Here is a 14,045-nt window from a genome sequence, read left to right as displayed (position 1 = left end):
GAGGCGCTGTTTGCCTTAGCCGGGAGTAATGTGCGGCATGACTGAGCCGAAAGCACCAAAAATCGAGTTTCCCTGTGACTATGTCATCAAGGTGATTGGCAATGCCGCGCCCGATTTCACCGAATTTGTGGTGGAGGTCGTTGAGCAGCATGCCCCGGGACTGTCTGAAGCGGACATCTCGGTGAACGACAGCAGCAAAGGCCGGTTTTCTTCGGTTCAGCTGAAAATTGTGGCGACCGGTGAAGATCAGCTCAAAGCACTCTTTGAAGAGCTTAAGGCCAGTGGCCGCGTTCACATGGTGCTGTAACGGTGGCTGACCTCATCGTACGGTCACTGGGGCAACAGCCCTACATGGAAACCTGGGAAGCGATGAAATCGTTCACCGCCAACCGGGACGAGACCACCGTGGATGAGCTCTGGTGCCTGGAGCATCCCCGGGTGTTTACCCAGGGGCAGGCGGGTAAAGCCGAGCATATCCTTCTGCCAGGAGACATTCCGGTGATTCAGGTGGATCGAGGTGGCCAGGTGACCTACCACGGCCCAGGGCAGTTGGTGATCTACCTGCTGATTGATCTGACCCGGCATAAACTCGGGGTGCGTAACCTGGTCAGTGCCATTGAGCAGGCGATTGTCCGTACCCTGGCCCAAGGCGGCATAGAAGCAGCACCGCGGTCAGATGCGCCGGGTGTCTATGTGAACGGCGCCAAGATTGCGTCCTTGGGTTTGAGGGTCCGCCGGGGCTGCTCCTTCCATGGCCTGGCTCTGAATGTGAACATGGACATGGAACCCTTCTCCCGAATCAACCCTTGTGGCTACGCGGGCATGTCCATGTGCCAAGTCAGTGATTTTGAGGCCGGAGCCTCGGTCTATGACCTGGAGCGCCGGCTGGTGAGCGAGCTGGTCGAAGGTCTTGGCCACAGTCAGGTGGAGCAACGTCAGGGCTGGTGAAGCGCCTCAGTAGCCTGACACACGCGATTTCTCCCCAGCGTCTTGGCCTGATACAGCGCCTCATCGGCCCGTTGTAGCAGGCGATCAATCGACTCTGAGCCCTGTATACAGGCCACGCCGATACTGATGGTGGCGGTCACTCGCTTGCCCGCGCAGTCGATGGCCTGGCTCGCCACGGCAGAGCGAATCCGCTCCGCCGTGGCAGCGGCTTCGGTCAGGGCGGTTTCGGGGAGTAGTACCAGAAATTCTTCTCCGCCCCAGCGGGCAATGGTGTCCACTTTGCGGCTCTGGTCGGTCAAGGTGCGGGCAACCAACACGATCATGTCGTCGCCCGCCTGGTGACCGTAGCTGTCGTTCACATTCTTGAACAGGTCGATATCCATCAGCAGAACCGAGAAGCTGCGACCGTTACGCAGGTAGCGCTGATACTCTGTTTCCAGTTGTTCCAAACCTTCGCGGCGATTGGCCAGGCTGGTGAGTGCGTCGTGCTTGGCGGCGTACTCGAATTCTGCGGCCAGCCGGATCAAGCCTAGCTTGCTCCGCCGCCGGCTCTGATCGAGGATGTAGCAAGTGGCCATTTCGAAAGCCAGCACGATGATCATGGAAAGCCGGAAGCTGGTACTGTAGGGCGAGTCAAAAACCATATCCCCCAACGGGCTGAACAGGAATAATACGGCCAGCCATCCGCCCACACAGGTCAGTATGCCTACTCTGGCTTCACTGATGTAGAAGATTATGGGGGGATAGGCGAACAGCCACATGATGGCCGAGCCGTCTTCAACCGCCTGGATGGCCAGGTAGGTAAACAGAGCGATAATCAGGGTAATGAATGCCCGGCGCTGGAGGGTTTTGTGGCCCAGGCTCAGAAAGACGATCGCATTAATGGCCAGAAGGGCGGCGAAGGCCAGCAGCAGCCGTGAAGTCAACGGGTCGCCGTGGCCGGACGAGCGCCAGGCGAAAAACACAAGCAACGGCACTGCCGCACAGGTGAGGCCGTTGATCAGGGCCGGTACCGGTATCTCGCCTTTAACGCGAAACTGCGACAGCTCGGCGTCTGGCGTTCTTGAAGCGGGCTGATTCATGTGTGGGTGGTGTTGTTGTAGTTGATAAATATCACAGAAACCCTGTCAACCAATACTAGACCGCTTTGTGATCTGTGACTGTGTCAAAACGTAACCGATGTCACGAACTCTTTTAAATTGGTCGAAGTTTATACACATTGGCTGCAGGGGCAGTGCCGGCGCGACGACTGGGTTAGGTAGTCGCGCGCCCAGATCCGTATAATGGTCAGATATATTGCAGGCATTCACATTTCCTGACAGAAACAGGTCTTTCATGTCTTCCAGCCGACCCGGAAAATCCGTCTCCCGTATCAAGACCGGCAGCTTTGAGCGCAGGTTGTCGCTGACCAGAGCCGGACTGTTCGCAGGCACGCGCATGGCGTCCCATATGGCGACTAACTGGTTCAGCAACAAGGAAACCCGGGAACAGCGGCATCGGGCAATGCTCTCCAGTCAGGCCCGGTTTCTGGTGGACGAACTTGGCCGGCTCAAGGGCAGTGTGGTCAAGATCGGCCAGGTCATGGCGCTGTACGGCGAGCATTTTCTCCCCGAAGAAGTGACTGAGGCGCTGCACACTCTGGAAGACCAGACCACCTCTCTGGAGTGGCCGGCCATTGAGCGGGTGCTCAAAGCCGAACTGGGGGAGAGCCGGCTTTCTGAACTCGATATTGACCCGGAGCCTATAGGAGCTGCCTCACTTGGCCAGGTTCATCGTGCGGTACGCCGTAGCGACGGGTTGGAGCTTGTGCTCAAAGTGCAATACCCGGGTGTTGCCGATGCCGTCGACAGTGATCTGAACGCTGTGGCTCATCTGCTGAAAGTGGCGCGGCTGGTCAGCTTCGGCCCTGAATTCAACGACTGGCTGGAAGAAGTCCGGGAAATGATGCACCGGGAGGTGGATTACCGGCTGGAGGCCCGTACCACCGAAAAGTTCCGCCAGATGCTTAGCCATGATCCACGCTTTGTGGTGCCAAGAGTGCTGGCAGAATTTTCAACGGATCATATTATTGCCTCGACCTATGAGCACGGCCATTCGGTCAGTTCAGTGGCGGTTCGTGAATTGCCACTGGAGCGACGCAGTGCCCTGGGCCAGGCAGCCCTGGAATTATTTTTCCGGGAACTATTTGAATGGGGTGAGATCCAGACCGACCCGAATTTCGGCAACTACCGGATTCGTATTGCGGGCGAACAGGGTGGTGATTCGGAAACTGACCGGATTGTCCTGCTGGATTTTGGCGCCGTGCAGAGTTACTCGTCTGACTTTCTGAAGCCGGTCATCCAGATGATCAGGGCTTCCTATGAGGAAGATCTGGAGCAGGTTGTTGAGGGCGGAATCAAGCTCAGATTCATGAGCCGGGACTGGCCGGCGGAGGTGCTGGACAAGTTTGGCAAGGTCTGTATGTCAGTACTGGAACCCCTGGCGAAGGATCGCAGTCAGTGGCCGGATTATGCCGTCAACAGCCATGGCCAGTACCGCTGGAAACAGAGCGATTTGCCCTCGAGAGTGGCCAAGCAGGCCGCCAGGTCTGCCATCAGCCGCTATTTTCGTGTACCCCCCAAGGAATTCGTGTTCCTCAATCGAAAACTAATCGGGGTTTACACGTTCATTGCGGTGTTGCACTCCGAGTTCAACGGCGAGGACTTGTTGAGAAAATACCTCTATGGGAGCGGTGCTGCCTAGCCAGACGCGGTCAGCACCACCCAGATGACGAAGGCATAGCGCAGTCCCTTACCAATCCCCACCAGAACAATAAAATTCAGCCAGGGGACTCGCATAATGCCGCCCACCAGAGTCAGTGCATCGCCGCCAATGGGCAACCAGCCCAGCAGGAGCGACCACTGACCATATCGATTGAACCGGTTTCGTGCCTTGTGTAGTTGAAGTTCACTGACGGGAAACCAGCGTTTGTGCTTAAAGCGATCCACTTGCCGGCCGATAAGCCCATTAACCACTGACCCCAGAGTATTTCCCATGGTTGCCCAGAACCACAACCAGAACAGGGGATAATTCTGGCTGACCAGGGTGCCGAGCAGTATTTCCGAATACGCGGGCAGCAGCGTTGCCGCGGCAAAAGATGTCAGGAACAGGGTCAGGTAGGCCAAAAACGCCTCCATGCTCTAGGATGTTGGTTAAGCCTCACAGAAAAAGGTTTCGATGTACATGAAACAACTCTCTCTGCGCGTAAAACTCTACGCCCTGGTGATTGCACTGCTGCTAACCATGGGTGTGAGTATTGTTATCACCGCCCAGCTCTCCCTCGGTTCCATGGAGGAGCGGCTGACCCGGGAAACCCGGGGCACGGTGCAACGTATTGTAATGGATCAGCTTAGTGCGACCGCAGGGAAATACGGTGAGCTGGTGACCGGGGTATTCGAAACCGCCTACCAGACGCCTGAAGTGGTTCGCAGCCTGATTACCCGAAATATCGAAGCGGACAGCTCCGGAAGGATCAGCCGGCGCGACCTTCAGGAAAACATTGGGGCTGTGCTCGAGGAACAGAAGCATCTGAGTTCGATTTACGCCCAGTTTGAGCCGGATGGTTACGACGGCCAGGACATTTACTTTACCGGCGGCGTGGAAGAACACAGCAGTGATGAGGGTACCCTTGAGATCTACTACTATCGGGACCCGGCCGGCAATGTGGTGTTCAGCAGAACCGAAGACCCTGCCACCAAATACCTGGACAAACGCAATGAGTTCGGGATCCGTGAAGCCGAATGGTATCTGTGTTCCCGCGATTCTCTAAAGCCCTGCCTGATGGAGCCCTATGAGTATGAGATTGAAGAGGGCTACTCCGAGCTGATGACCAGCCTGGTGGTGCCGGTGATCAGTGACGGCGAGTTTGCCGGGGTGGTCGGTTCCGACATCAACCTGTCGACGCTGCAGTCGACCATTGCCGGTGTCAGCGAGGAACTCTTTGACGGCCAGTCACGGGTCACATTATTGAGCGAGAAAGGCCTGATTGCTGCTTCCAGTCATTATCAGGAGCATCTGGGCCGGCCACTGCGGGAAGCACTGCCGGATCTGGCTGGCGAATTTACGGCGTTGCACCGCAACGGTGGCAGCTTCGACAACGGTGAGATTCTCGCCGTGTCGTATCCCGTCAAGGTCGCGTTACCGGGCGCTGAATGGTCGCTGTTGATTGAATTGCCGCGCGATATCGCCCTGGCCAGTGTGAATGAAATAACGGCGTTGCTGTCAGACGAAGTAACCAGCACGGCCACCCGCCAAACCGTGGTGGGCATTGTGGTGGTCGTGCTTGCGATTGCCGTATTGGTGTTGCTGGTGCGTTCGGTTACCCGGCCGCTGGACGAAATCCGGAAGCGCATGCGCAATCTGGCCAGTGCCGAGGGCGATCTTACCCGTGAACTGGATATTGACACTCATGCCGAGCTGATTGACCTTGCTGGCGGCTTTAATGCCTTCCTGGCCCGCCTGAGGGAAATGATCAACGACCTCAAAGACGTGAATGCCCAAGTGCGGGGGCAGGCCTCGGATGTGGGCGCCATTGCACGGGATACCGATGAACAGACAGCCCGCCAGCACCAGGATATCGACAGTGTGGTGACCGCCATGAATGAAATGTCGGCGGCGGCCGGGGAAGTGGCCGGCTTTGCTGGCGAGGCAGCGGATAATGCCCGGGCTGCGCGGGATGGCATTAAATTTACCCAGGATACTCTGGGTACGGCGTTGCGGGGCGTGGATGCACTGGCCGGCGATATGGATCAGGCCAGCTCGGCTATTGGTCACGTGGCCCAGCGCAGTGAGGAAATTAACCGGATTCTGGAAGTGATCCGTGGCATTGCCGAGCAGACCAATCTGCTGGCACTGAATGCGGCTATCGAGGCTGCCCGGGCCGGAGAGCAGGGGCGTGGCTTTGCGGTGGTGGCCGATGAAGTGCGCACACTGGCGTCCCGAACCCGCGAATCTACGGATGAAATCAGTGGCATGATCGAGCGCCTGAAAGGAGACGTGGACGGTGCGGTAACGGTCATTGGAACCGGTGTCGAGCGGGCCACCAGCGCGGTAGAGGGTACCCGGGAAGCCAGTCACTCGCTGGCCACAGTGGTTGAGCGTATTGCCACGATTGTTGAGCATGTGACCCAGGTGGCCACCGCCGCTGAGGAGCAGAGCTCGGTGAGCGAGGAAATTAACCGGAACCTGACCCACATTGGCGATGCGGCCAACGACCTGCGGGAATTGGCGCAACGGGTCCGGCAGAGTGGCGATGCACTCGATGGCCAGGTCCAGGTGCTCGACCGCGAACTGGGCCGCCTGAAAACCTGAGGCTGGCCCTTCCTCGGGCGATATCGGTATCGTCAGCTACTATCACGATCATGGCGAGGATCAATTTTCAATTGGTGCTCGTCATGCCATCATTGCGACATTATAGATGCGAAGAGTGCCAGCCACTCGCTACCCTTTGAGTCAGGAGGTATGTATGGAGCAGGTCACGATTTATGGCCGTTCAAGCTGTGGTTTTTGCGTTCGTGCAAGGGACCTGTGTGAATCCAGAAACATCCCCTACGTGTGGGTGGACATGATCGAGAAAGGCATGAGCAAACAGGACATTGCCGACCGTATCGGCCATCCGGTCTACACGGTGCCCCAGATTCTGGTGGGTTCCGAGTATGTGGGTGGTTTCGACGATTTCTCGGCGTATGTGCGCCGCCATGAGGCGCAAACGGCCAGTTAGGTCGCAGCCGTTTGTAGCGTAAAAAAGCCCGGCAATTTTGGCCGGGCTTTTTTGTAGGGCTGCAGGGCAGGATCAGAGTTCGAACTCGGTCCTCAGTTTCTTCTCCACCAGCTGGTTCTTCAGCTTGGCCACCCTGGGCAGACCGTCGTCAAACGGCGGGAAGCTTTCGCCGGCGATCAGCGGCTGCAGGTAATCCCGGCAATCCTGAGTGATGCCAAAGCCGTTGTCTGTGATGTAATGGATCGGCATTTTCTTTTCCTGGTTGGCGACCTCGCTGAGGTTGGCCTCGCCGATTGACCAGCGATAAGGCTTGGCCTGATCCCGCACGATGGTGGGCATCAGAGCCTGTTTGCCTGCCAGGGCCATTTCCACCGCAGCCTTGCCAACCGCGTAAGCCTGCTCCACATCAGTGGCCGAGGCAATGTGCCTGGCTGCACGCTGCAGATAGTCTGCCACTGCCCAGTGGTATTTGTGGCCCAGGGCCTGTTTCACCATATTGGCCAGGGCCGGGGCAACACCACCAAGCTGGGTGTGGCCGAAGGCATCCTTGGCGCCGGCATCGGCAACGAAGCGGCCGTCTTCGTATTGGGCGCCTTCAGACGCCACCACCACGCAGTAACCGTAATCCCTCACGCACTGATCTACTCGCTCCAGGAATTTCTCCCGGTTGAAGGGAATTTCCGGGAACAGGATGACGTGAGGCGGCTCGCCTTCGCTCTGTCCGGCCAGTCCGCCAGCGGCAGCAATCCAGCCGGCGTGGCGACCCATCACTTCCAGAATGAAGACCTTGGTGGAGGTTTCACACATGGATTTGATATCCAGGCTGGCTTCGAGGGTGGATGTGGCAATGTACTTGGCCACGGAACCAAAGCCGGGACAGCAGTCGGTGAAGGGAAGGTCGTTGTCGACCGTTTTGGGCACGCCAATGCAGGTGATCGGGTAACCCATACGATCGGCCAGTTGGGAGACCTTATAGGCGGTATCCTGGGAATCGCCGCCGCCGTTGTAGAAGAAGTAACCGATGTCGTGGGCCCGGAACACTTCAATCAGGCGCTCGTATTCGCGCTGGTTCTCGGAAATGTTCTTGAGCTTGTAGCGGCAGGAACCAAAAGCCCCGCCGGGCGTGTGGATGAGGGCCTGGATGGCGTCGTCAGATTCCAGACTGGTATCAATCAGCTCTTCTTTCAAAGCACCGATGATGCCGTTGCGGCCGGCATAGACCTTGCCGATCTGGTCCGGATGTTTGCGTGCGGTCTGGATAACACCGCAAGCACTGGCATTGATAACGGCGGTGACCCCGCCAGACTGGGCATAAAATGCGTTCTTGATAGCCATCTCGGGCTGAAGCCTCCTGCTGGTTCAACGATGGCGCAGATGATACGCCAAACACCGCGGTTTTTCATGAGCATATGCCGGCTCTTGACCGCGCAGAAAGTATGGTAGAGGCTTGGCAGGTTTCAAACCGGAGGCACAACCTTAATGCATATACATATTCTGGGCATTTGCGGCACGTTCATGGGCAGTCTGGCGGTGATCGCCCGGGAGCTGGGGCATAAGGTGACCGGTTCGGACCAGGGCGTTTACCCTCCCATGAGTACTCAGCTGGAGGCCCAGGGCATTGCGTTGACAGAAGGTTACCGGCCCGAGAACCTGGAGCCGAAACCGGATCTGGTGCTGATCGGAAATGCCATGTCCCGGGGTAACCCGGAAGTGGAAGCAGTGCTCAACCGGCGCATTGATTATATGTCTGGCCCTGAATGGCTTGCCCGGGAGGTCCTGCGCCACCGTTGGGTGATGGCCGTAGCCGGTACCCATGGCAAAACCACCACAACGGCCATGTTGCTGTGGATTCTCGACCAGGCCGGCTTTGATGCCGGTTACCTTATAGGCGGTGTGCCCCAGGACTTTCCGGTGTCTGCCCGGCTGGGCAGCAGTGATTTCTTTGTGATCGAGGCGGATGAGTACGACAGCGCGTTCTTTGACAAGCGCTCCAAGTTTATACATTACCGACCCAATACCCTGATTCTCAACAACCTGGAATTCGATCACGCGGACATTTTCGATAATGTCGAAGCCATTGAACGCCAGTTTCATCATCTGGTGCGCACTGTGCCATCCCAAGGCCTGATCGTTCGTCCGGCTCGGGATCGGCATCTGGATAATGCCCTGGAGATGGGGTGCTGGAGCCCGGTGCAGGATACCGCCATCGGCAGCGAGATCAGCCGCACGGCGGACTGGCGGGCTGAGCTTCTGGCTGAGGATGGCAGCCGCTTCATGGTTATCCACCATGAGCAGCCGGTTGCGATCCTGAAATGGGGGCTGACCGGTTTGCACAATGTGCGTAATGCCCTGTCGGCGATTGCCGCTGCCCGTCATGTGGGCGTTACGCCTGACCATGCGGTGGCGGCGTTGTGCCGGTTCTCTGGAGTGAAGCGCAGAATGGAGCTGGTGGGCGAAATCGGCGGTGTGCGCGTATACGACGACTTTGCCCATCATCCAACCGCGATTGCGTCTACCCTGGAGGGATTGCGCAATCGGGTGGGAGATGAGCCAATCCTGGCCATTATCGAACCCCGCTCCAATACCATGAAGCAGGGTGTGCACAAGCAGACGCTGATCCCGAGTGCCGCACGGGCAGATCGGGTGCTTTGGGGTAATCTCAGTGATATGGACTGGTTGCCGGAACTGGTGGGGAGCTGGCAGGCGGAACATGGTGAGCTGGATCATCACAGGGTGGAGGCGTCGGTGGAGGAGCTGATTGAGAAGGCCCTGGAGGGACTGCCAGAGACCTGTCATATCGTAATCATGAGTAATGGCGGTTTTGGCGGCATTCATCGGAAACTGGTGGCGGAACTGGAGAAGCGTCGTGGCTGAACAATCACCGGTTGTTAATCTGGCGTTTACCGGCGCGTCGGGAGCCCAGTACGGGCTTCGTCTGTTGCAGTGCCTGGTAGCCAACGGTTGCCGTGTGAACGTGATGATCAGTAAGGCGGCCCAGGTGGTGATCGCGACTGAAACCGATTTTCGGCTGCCGGGTTCTACGCCTGCCATGGCAGAGGCCTTGTCGGACTTCGCCGGTGCGCAGCCCGGTCAGGTGCAGGTCTTTGGCCGGGAGGAGTGGTTTTCTCCACCGGCTTCCGGTTCCGGCGAGAAGGCGCCGCTGGTGATATGCCCCTGCAGCACTGGTACGCTCTCGGCCCTGGCGACCGGGGCCAGCAATAACCTGATCGAGCGCGCCGGCGATGTGGCCCTGAAGGAGCGCCGCAAGCTGATTCTGGTGTTACGGGAGACGCCCTATTCTGAGGTGCACCTGGAAAACATGCTCAGGCTTACCCGCATGGGTGCGGTGATGATGCCGGCGAGCCCCGGGTTCTATCACAACCCGCAGTCGGTGGATGATCTGGTCGATTTCATGGTTGCCCGGATTCTCGACCACCTGGATTTTCCGCAGACCCTGGTACCCCGCTGGGGCGAGAAGAAAGCCGACTGACCCGTTCCGGGGCGATGGTTTTGGCCAAAGCGATTGATGGTTTTCACCATTGAGCGAAACCCCGCCCCGCCACAGACTTGCTGAACACAACGATAAACCAACCCGTTCACCGAGGTTCAGCAATGATTCCACGTACTCTGTTCGATGCCGATCTTGAAGGCTTCCGGGACTCCGTTCGCAAATTCCTGGAACAGGAAGCCGCTCCGTATCACGACCAATGGGAAAAGGATGGCCAGGTCAGCCGGGAGCTCTGGAAAAAAGCGGGCGAGCTGGGGTTCCTATGCCCCATGCTGCCGGAAGAGTACGGCGGTGTGGGGGCCGATTTCCGTTACTCGGCGGTGATCATGGAAGAAATCTCCCAGGCCGGATTGTCCGGCATTGGCTGGGGGCTGCACTCCGATATCGTGGCGCCCTATATCCTGAACTACGGCTCGGAAGAGCAGAAGCAGAAGTATCTTCCCAAAATGGCATCAGGTGAAATGATCACTGCCATCGCCATGACCGAGCCTGGGGCAGGTTCCGATCTTCAGGGCGTGAAAACCACGGCCATCCGCCAGGGTGACCATTACATTCTGAATGGCTCAAAAACCTTTATCACCAACGGTCAGCTAGCGGATCTGGTGATTGTTGTTGCCAAGACTGACCCCAAAGAAGGTGCCAAGGGCACCAGCTTGTTGCTGGTCGAAACCGCCTGGGAGGGCTTTGAAAAGGGCCAGAATCTGAACAAGGTGGGCATGAAGGCCCAGGATACCTCTGAGTTGTTCTTCCAGGACGTAAAAGTTCCGGCAGATAATCTGTTGGGCAGCATGGAAGGACAGGGATTCTTCCAGTTGATGCAGGAGTTGCCGGCAGAGCGGCTTCAGGTGGCCCTGACCGCCGTCGCTGCCGCCGAGGCCGCCTGGCAGTGGACCCTGGATTACGTGAAAGAACGCAAAGCCTTCGGTAAACCGGTCATCGCGTTCCAGAACACTCGTTTCAAGCTGGCCGAGCTGAAAGCCGAAATCACGGCAGCCCGTGTCTTTACAGACCGCTGCCTGGAGCTGCACCTCGACAAGAAGCTGGATATCCCGACGGCGGCCATGCTCAAGCAGCACACCACCGACCTTCAATGCAAGGTGATGGACGAATGCGTTCAGCTGCACGGTGGCTATGGCTACATGTGGGAGTACCCGATTGCCCGGGCGTGGGCCGATTCGCGCGTGCAGCGGATCTACGCCGGTACCAACGAAATCATGAAAGAAATCGTGGCGCGGTCGTTCTGACGAATTGCCCCGATTTGCAGGCCCCGGCACATTCCGGGGCCTGCTCGTTACTAAACTTTACAATTTGCCAAGCCTGTCAAGGTCTCCCGGCGGCACATCTCCTAAAGTAGCGGCACAACCTCTAACAAGGATAAATGGTTGCCGCGATGAAACGTCTGATCAGTGTTACCGTTCCTCTGCTGTCACTTGCGATCGCCGGCTGTGGCGATGAATCCGATGAGCTGCCGGTTGATGGCCGGGAGTTCGATGGTGTTACCTACAGCGAGCGGGCGCCCTACCAGGGGCGTGTGATCGACGGATACCTCAACAATGCCCGGGTCTGGCTGGATCTTGACGACAATGGCCAGTACACCGCAGGGCCGGTGGAGATTGAGCTGGACAGCGGTAATACCCACATACTCGAGGACGGCGAGCCAACCGTGATGAGCGGTCCCGGCGGGCGGTTTTCCATGGACGTTTCCGCACTGGATGTTCCGCCATCGATCGGCGCAAACCTGGACCCCAGGGATTATCCGCTTTATGCCCTCGCGATTCCCGGCCAGACACTGGAGGAGCGTAGCTACGGCGATGAGCCGGTCAGCCGGGCGTTTTTGATGTCAGCCAGCCCCGGCGTAACCAATATTACCCCCCTGACTACGCTGGCCCGTTTCCGGAGCCTGGCCGGGCAGTGGAATACTGAAAATCCGATTCCGGATAACCGCTTTGCGGATCTGGACGGTATCAATCTGTGGAAGGACTATATCCTTGCCAATGACGACCGCGCTCACGCCTATGCCCGGGCGCTGGCGCGGTTCATGGCCAGCCAGATTCCTGATGGCTACAACGATTACCTGGCAGGGAATGGCAGTGACGGCAGCGAAGCCAGTCTGTTACCGCGTGACGGGGTGTACCTGCTTGGTTATTCGGTGGTGCAGAACGTTGATGAGGTTATTGCCATTGTCGATGCCGCTGTGTCCGGTGGCAACTACGGCAATGTGGATACCGATACGCTGGTACTGCCGGATGTTGATGTGGAAGTAAGCAATCCCAGGCTTCTGGTGAGTCAGCGGATTTCGGCACGGCCAACCCGATCAGACGTACTGCCTACCAATACCTCTGATCTCGGTGCCTCGGCTGAGCTGTCTTTTGAATACAGTGAAGGTGGCAGGCTGCTGGCCGTATCCAGCCGGGGCTGCATGGGTATCTCGTTGCCAGAGATGGCCCGCCTGTTTCAGGCCGATGGCTATATGACCAATCTGAAGACTCAGTGGCTGCCATCTTCCTCCCTTTCGCCCCAAAGTGCCGTCTGGTACGACGAGGAGGGCGTGCACGAGCGTCTGGAGTTTGCGTGGGAGAATGGCACGGCCAGTCTCGATACCGTCACTACGTGTCACGAGCAGACGCTCGGGGTAACGCCAGGGGGAACCGAGCTGGATGGTATCAGTGACATCAGCTGGGTTTGGGATGAGCAGACCGGGACTCTGCTGGAATCCGTGCCCGGCAGAGCTGATGATCGCGTGCTGACATTAGAGGAGGCCAATTCGCCAGCGGACATTCTGGATGGCGAGCAGTCGCAACGGGATCTGGTCAGTGGGTATCGGCTGACCGCGGGCGGTGGCCTGGAAGCAGCCGTTGAGTTTGCAGGTGGTGGAGCCTCCTGCGCGCCCCAGGGTGTTGCGCCTAACGATACCGAGCGCAACGGCCAGTATGCGACCCGGCTGTTTCCCTTCTCATTTACCAGTGACGTTGCCGCTTCCGATCTTTTCGGGGCTGGTGCCTATGAATACGATATTGATGAGCGTAATGGCGTCTCTTTTGCCCGCTTGCTCCGGTTCCCGTTCCTGGATCGGGCGACCGCAAATAGGCCAGAAGTGGATTCTGCGAACGGGGCGTTCCAGTGGCAGCTGTTTTACGACGCACTGAACAGCGAAGAGCTGGATATGCAGCGTCCGAACCTGCTCAAGACGGCGTATCTGGTCGATTTCGTCGCCACATCCGATTGCGGTGACGGTCCTCTCGACCGGCCGGGCCGGGCGTATTCCACAGTGGAGTACGAGTACCAGAGCCTCTCGGACTATCTGTTGGACAGGCTGTCGGAGTAAGGCGGTTTGCGGAAAGGGCGATGGATGTTCTGTCTGTCGTCCTTCCAGACAGCACAAAATGCTCGGCGTAAATACGGCGAGTTCGACGTCAGATGCTGCTGATTTTTTCGGGATTTTTAATTTCTTAGGCCATTTTCTGGGGAAGAAAATGGTGCCGAGGAGAGGACTTGAACCTCCACGGGGTTGCCCCCACTAGCACCTGAAGCTAGCGTGTCTACCAATTTCACCACCTCGGCAGGTGATTTGCAGATTCGCGTATAGTTTATTGAAAACCTAGCGTTTCTGCCAGTTGTGAGGAGTTGCCCCTCAACCGATGGCGCGTACTTTAATGATTCGTTCAGGTGCTGTCAAACATTTTTTTCAAAAAAGTTTCGGCGGCAGAGTCTGACGATTTCAGGGTATTTGTGCCTATATTGGCGCCCTTGTTAGGCAGCATTCCCATCCCAACGTTATACTGCATCAAACATGAATGATGCCGCACGGTTTGCGGTGAGACAGAAAGGATC

General features: G+C 57.7%; 12 protein-coding genes and 1 tRNA gene. 9 read left to right on the top strand and 4 right to left on the bottom strand.

The window, feature by feature from the left end; translation table 11 throughout:
• Nucleotides 1–28: 28 nt before the first annotated feature.
• Together ACSSVV_RS06890 and lipB are read left to right on the top strand one after the other, a co-directional pair.
• Nucleotides 29–307, top strand: a complete 279-nt coding sequence (locus ACSSVV_RS06890; protein WP_370228928.1) for an HP0495 family protein — start codon at nt 29–31, stop codon at nt 305–307.
• Between the two features lie 2 nt (nt 308–309).
• A complete protein-coding gene (gene lipB / locus ACSSVV_RS06885; RefSeq protein WP_011785867.1) occupies nt 310–948 on the top strand; it encodes a lipoyl(octanoyl) transferase LipB in 639 nt (212 codons plus the stop codon).
• Here the strand turns inward: lipB and ACSSVV_RS06880 are convergent.
• Nucleotides 936–2,030: a GGDEF domain-containing protein gene (locus ACSSVV_RS06880; RefSeq protein ID WP_454105772.1), complete on the bottom strand. Its 1,095-nt coding sequence runs from the start codon at nt 2,028–2,030 to the stop codon at nt 936–938. The two genes, lipB and ACSSVV_RS06880, sit on opposite strands and share 13 nt — an antisense overlap.
• Before the next feature lie 253 nt (nt 2,031–2,283).
• On the opposite strand from ACSSVV_RS06880, the gene ACSSVV_RS06875 reads away from it, so the two are divergent.
• Nucleotides 2,284–3,690, top strand: coding sequence for an ABC1 kinase family protein (locus ACSSVV_RS06875; RefSeq protein ID WP_014420672.1), 1,407 nt, complete (start codon nt 2,284–2,286; stop codon nt 3,688–3,690).
• On the opposite strand, the gene ACSSVV_RS06870 is transcribed toward ACSSVV_RS06875, so the two are convergent.
• On the bottom strand, nt 3,687–4,112 hold the full coding sequence (locus tag ACSSVV_RS06870) for a YqaA family protein (protein WP_014420673.1): 426 nt from the start codon (nt 4,110–4,112) through the stop codon (nt 3,687–3,689). The genes ACSSVV_RS06875 and ACSSVV_RS06870 overlap by 4 nt on opposite strands.
• Nucleotides 4,113–4,170: 58 nt before the next feature.
• Here ACSSVV_RS06870 and ACSSVV_RS06865 point away from each other — a divergent pair, with 58 nt between their 5' ends.
• Nucleotides 4,171–6,297 (top strand): methyl-accepting chemotaxis protein, encoded by a 2,127-nt coding sequence (locus ACSSVV_RS06865; protein ID WP_454105771.1) that lies wholly within the window; start codon nt 4,171–4,173, stop codon nt 6,295–6,297.
• Nucleotides 6,298–6,451: 154 nt separating this feature from the next.
• A complete protein-coding gene (locus tag ACSSVV_RS06860) occupies nt 6,452–6,706 on the top strand; it encodes a GrxA family glutaredoxin (RefSeq protein ID WP_011785863.1) in 255 nt (84 codons plus the stop codon).
• Nucleotides 6,707–6,778: 72 nt separating this feature from the next.
• Here the strand turns inward: ACSSVV_RS06860 and ACSSVV_RS06855 are convergent, their stop codons facing one another.
• Nucleotides 6,779–8,041: a 6-phosphofructokinase gene (locus ACSSVV_RS06855; RefSeq protein ID WP_011785862.1), complete on the bottom strand. Its 1,263-nt coding sequence runs from the start codon at nt 8,039–8,041 to the stop codon at nt 6,779–6,781.
• A 144-nt stretch (nt 8,042–8,185) separates the two neighbouring features.
• On the opposite strand from ACSSVV_RS06855, the gene mpl reads away from it, so the two are divergent.
• The 4 genes from mpl to ACSSVV_RS06835 all read left to right on the top strand — a co-directional run bounded on the left by mpl (nt 8,186) and on the right by ACSSVV_RS06835 (nt 13,539).
• Nucleotides 8,186–9,580: a UDP-N-acetylmuramate:L-alanyl-gamma-D-glutamyl-meso-diaminopimelate ligase gene (gene mpl, locus ACSSVV_RS06850; RefSeq protein ID WP_454105770.1), complete on the top strand. Its 1,395-nt coding sequence runs from the start codon at nt 8,186–8,188 to the stop codon at nt 9,578–9,580.
• Nucleotides 9,573–10,196, top strand: coding sequence for a flavin prenyltransferase UbiX (locus ACSSVV_RS06845; protein ID WP_014420676.1), 624 nt, complete (start codon nt 9,573–9,575; stop codon nt 10,194–10,196). Before mpl ends, ACSSVV_RS06845 begins: the two co-directional genes overlap by 8 nt.
• Nucleotides 10,197–10,318: 122 nt before the next feature.
• Complete coding sequence (locus ACSSVV_RS06840; protein ID WP_454105769.1) at nt 10,319–11,458, top strand: acyl-CoA dehydrogenase family protein; 1,140 nt, start codon at nt 10,319–10,321, stop codon at nt 11,456–11,458.
• 146 nt (nt 11,459–11,604) lie between these two features.
• Complete coding sequence (locus ACSSVV_RS06835) at nt 11,605–13,539, top strand: hypothetical protein (protein WP_031211455.1); 1,935 nt, start codon at nt 11,605–11,607, stop codon at nt 13,537–13,539.
• A gap of 149 nt (nt 13,540–13,688) precedes the next feature.
• Here ACSSVV_RS06835 and ACSSVV_RS06830 read toward each other — a convergent pair.
• Nucleotides 13,689–13,775 (bottom strand) — tRNA-Leu (locus tag ACSSVV_RS06830).
• Nucleotides 13,776–14,045: the final 270 nt, after the last annotated feature.

Source organism: Marinobacter sp. MBR-105 (genome assembly GCF_053628895.1).
The sequence above is the reverse complement of the archived record's forward strand: the minus strand, read 5'-3'. Positions and strand labels throughout refer to the sequence as shown.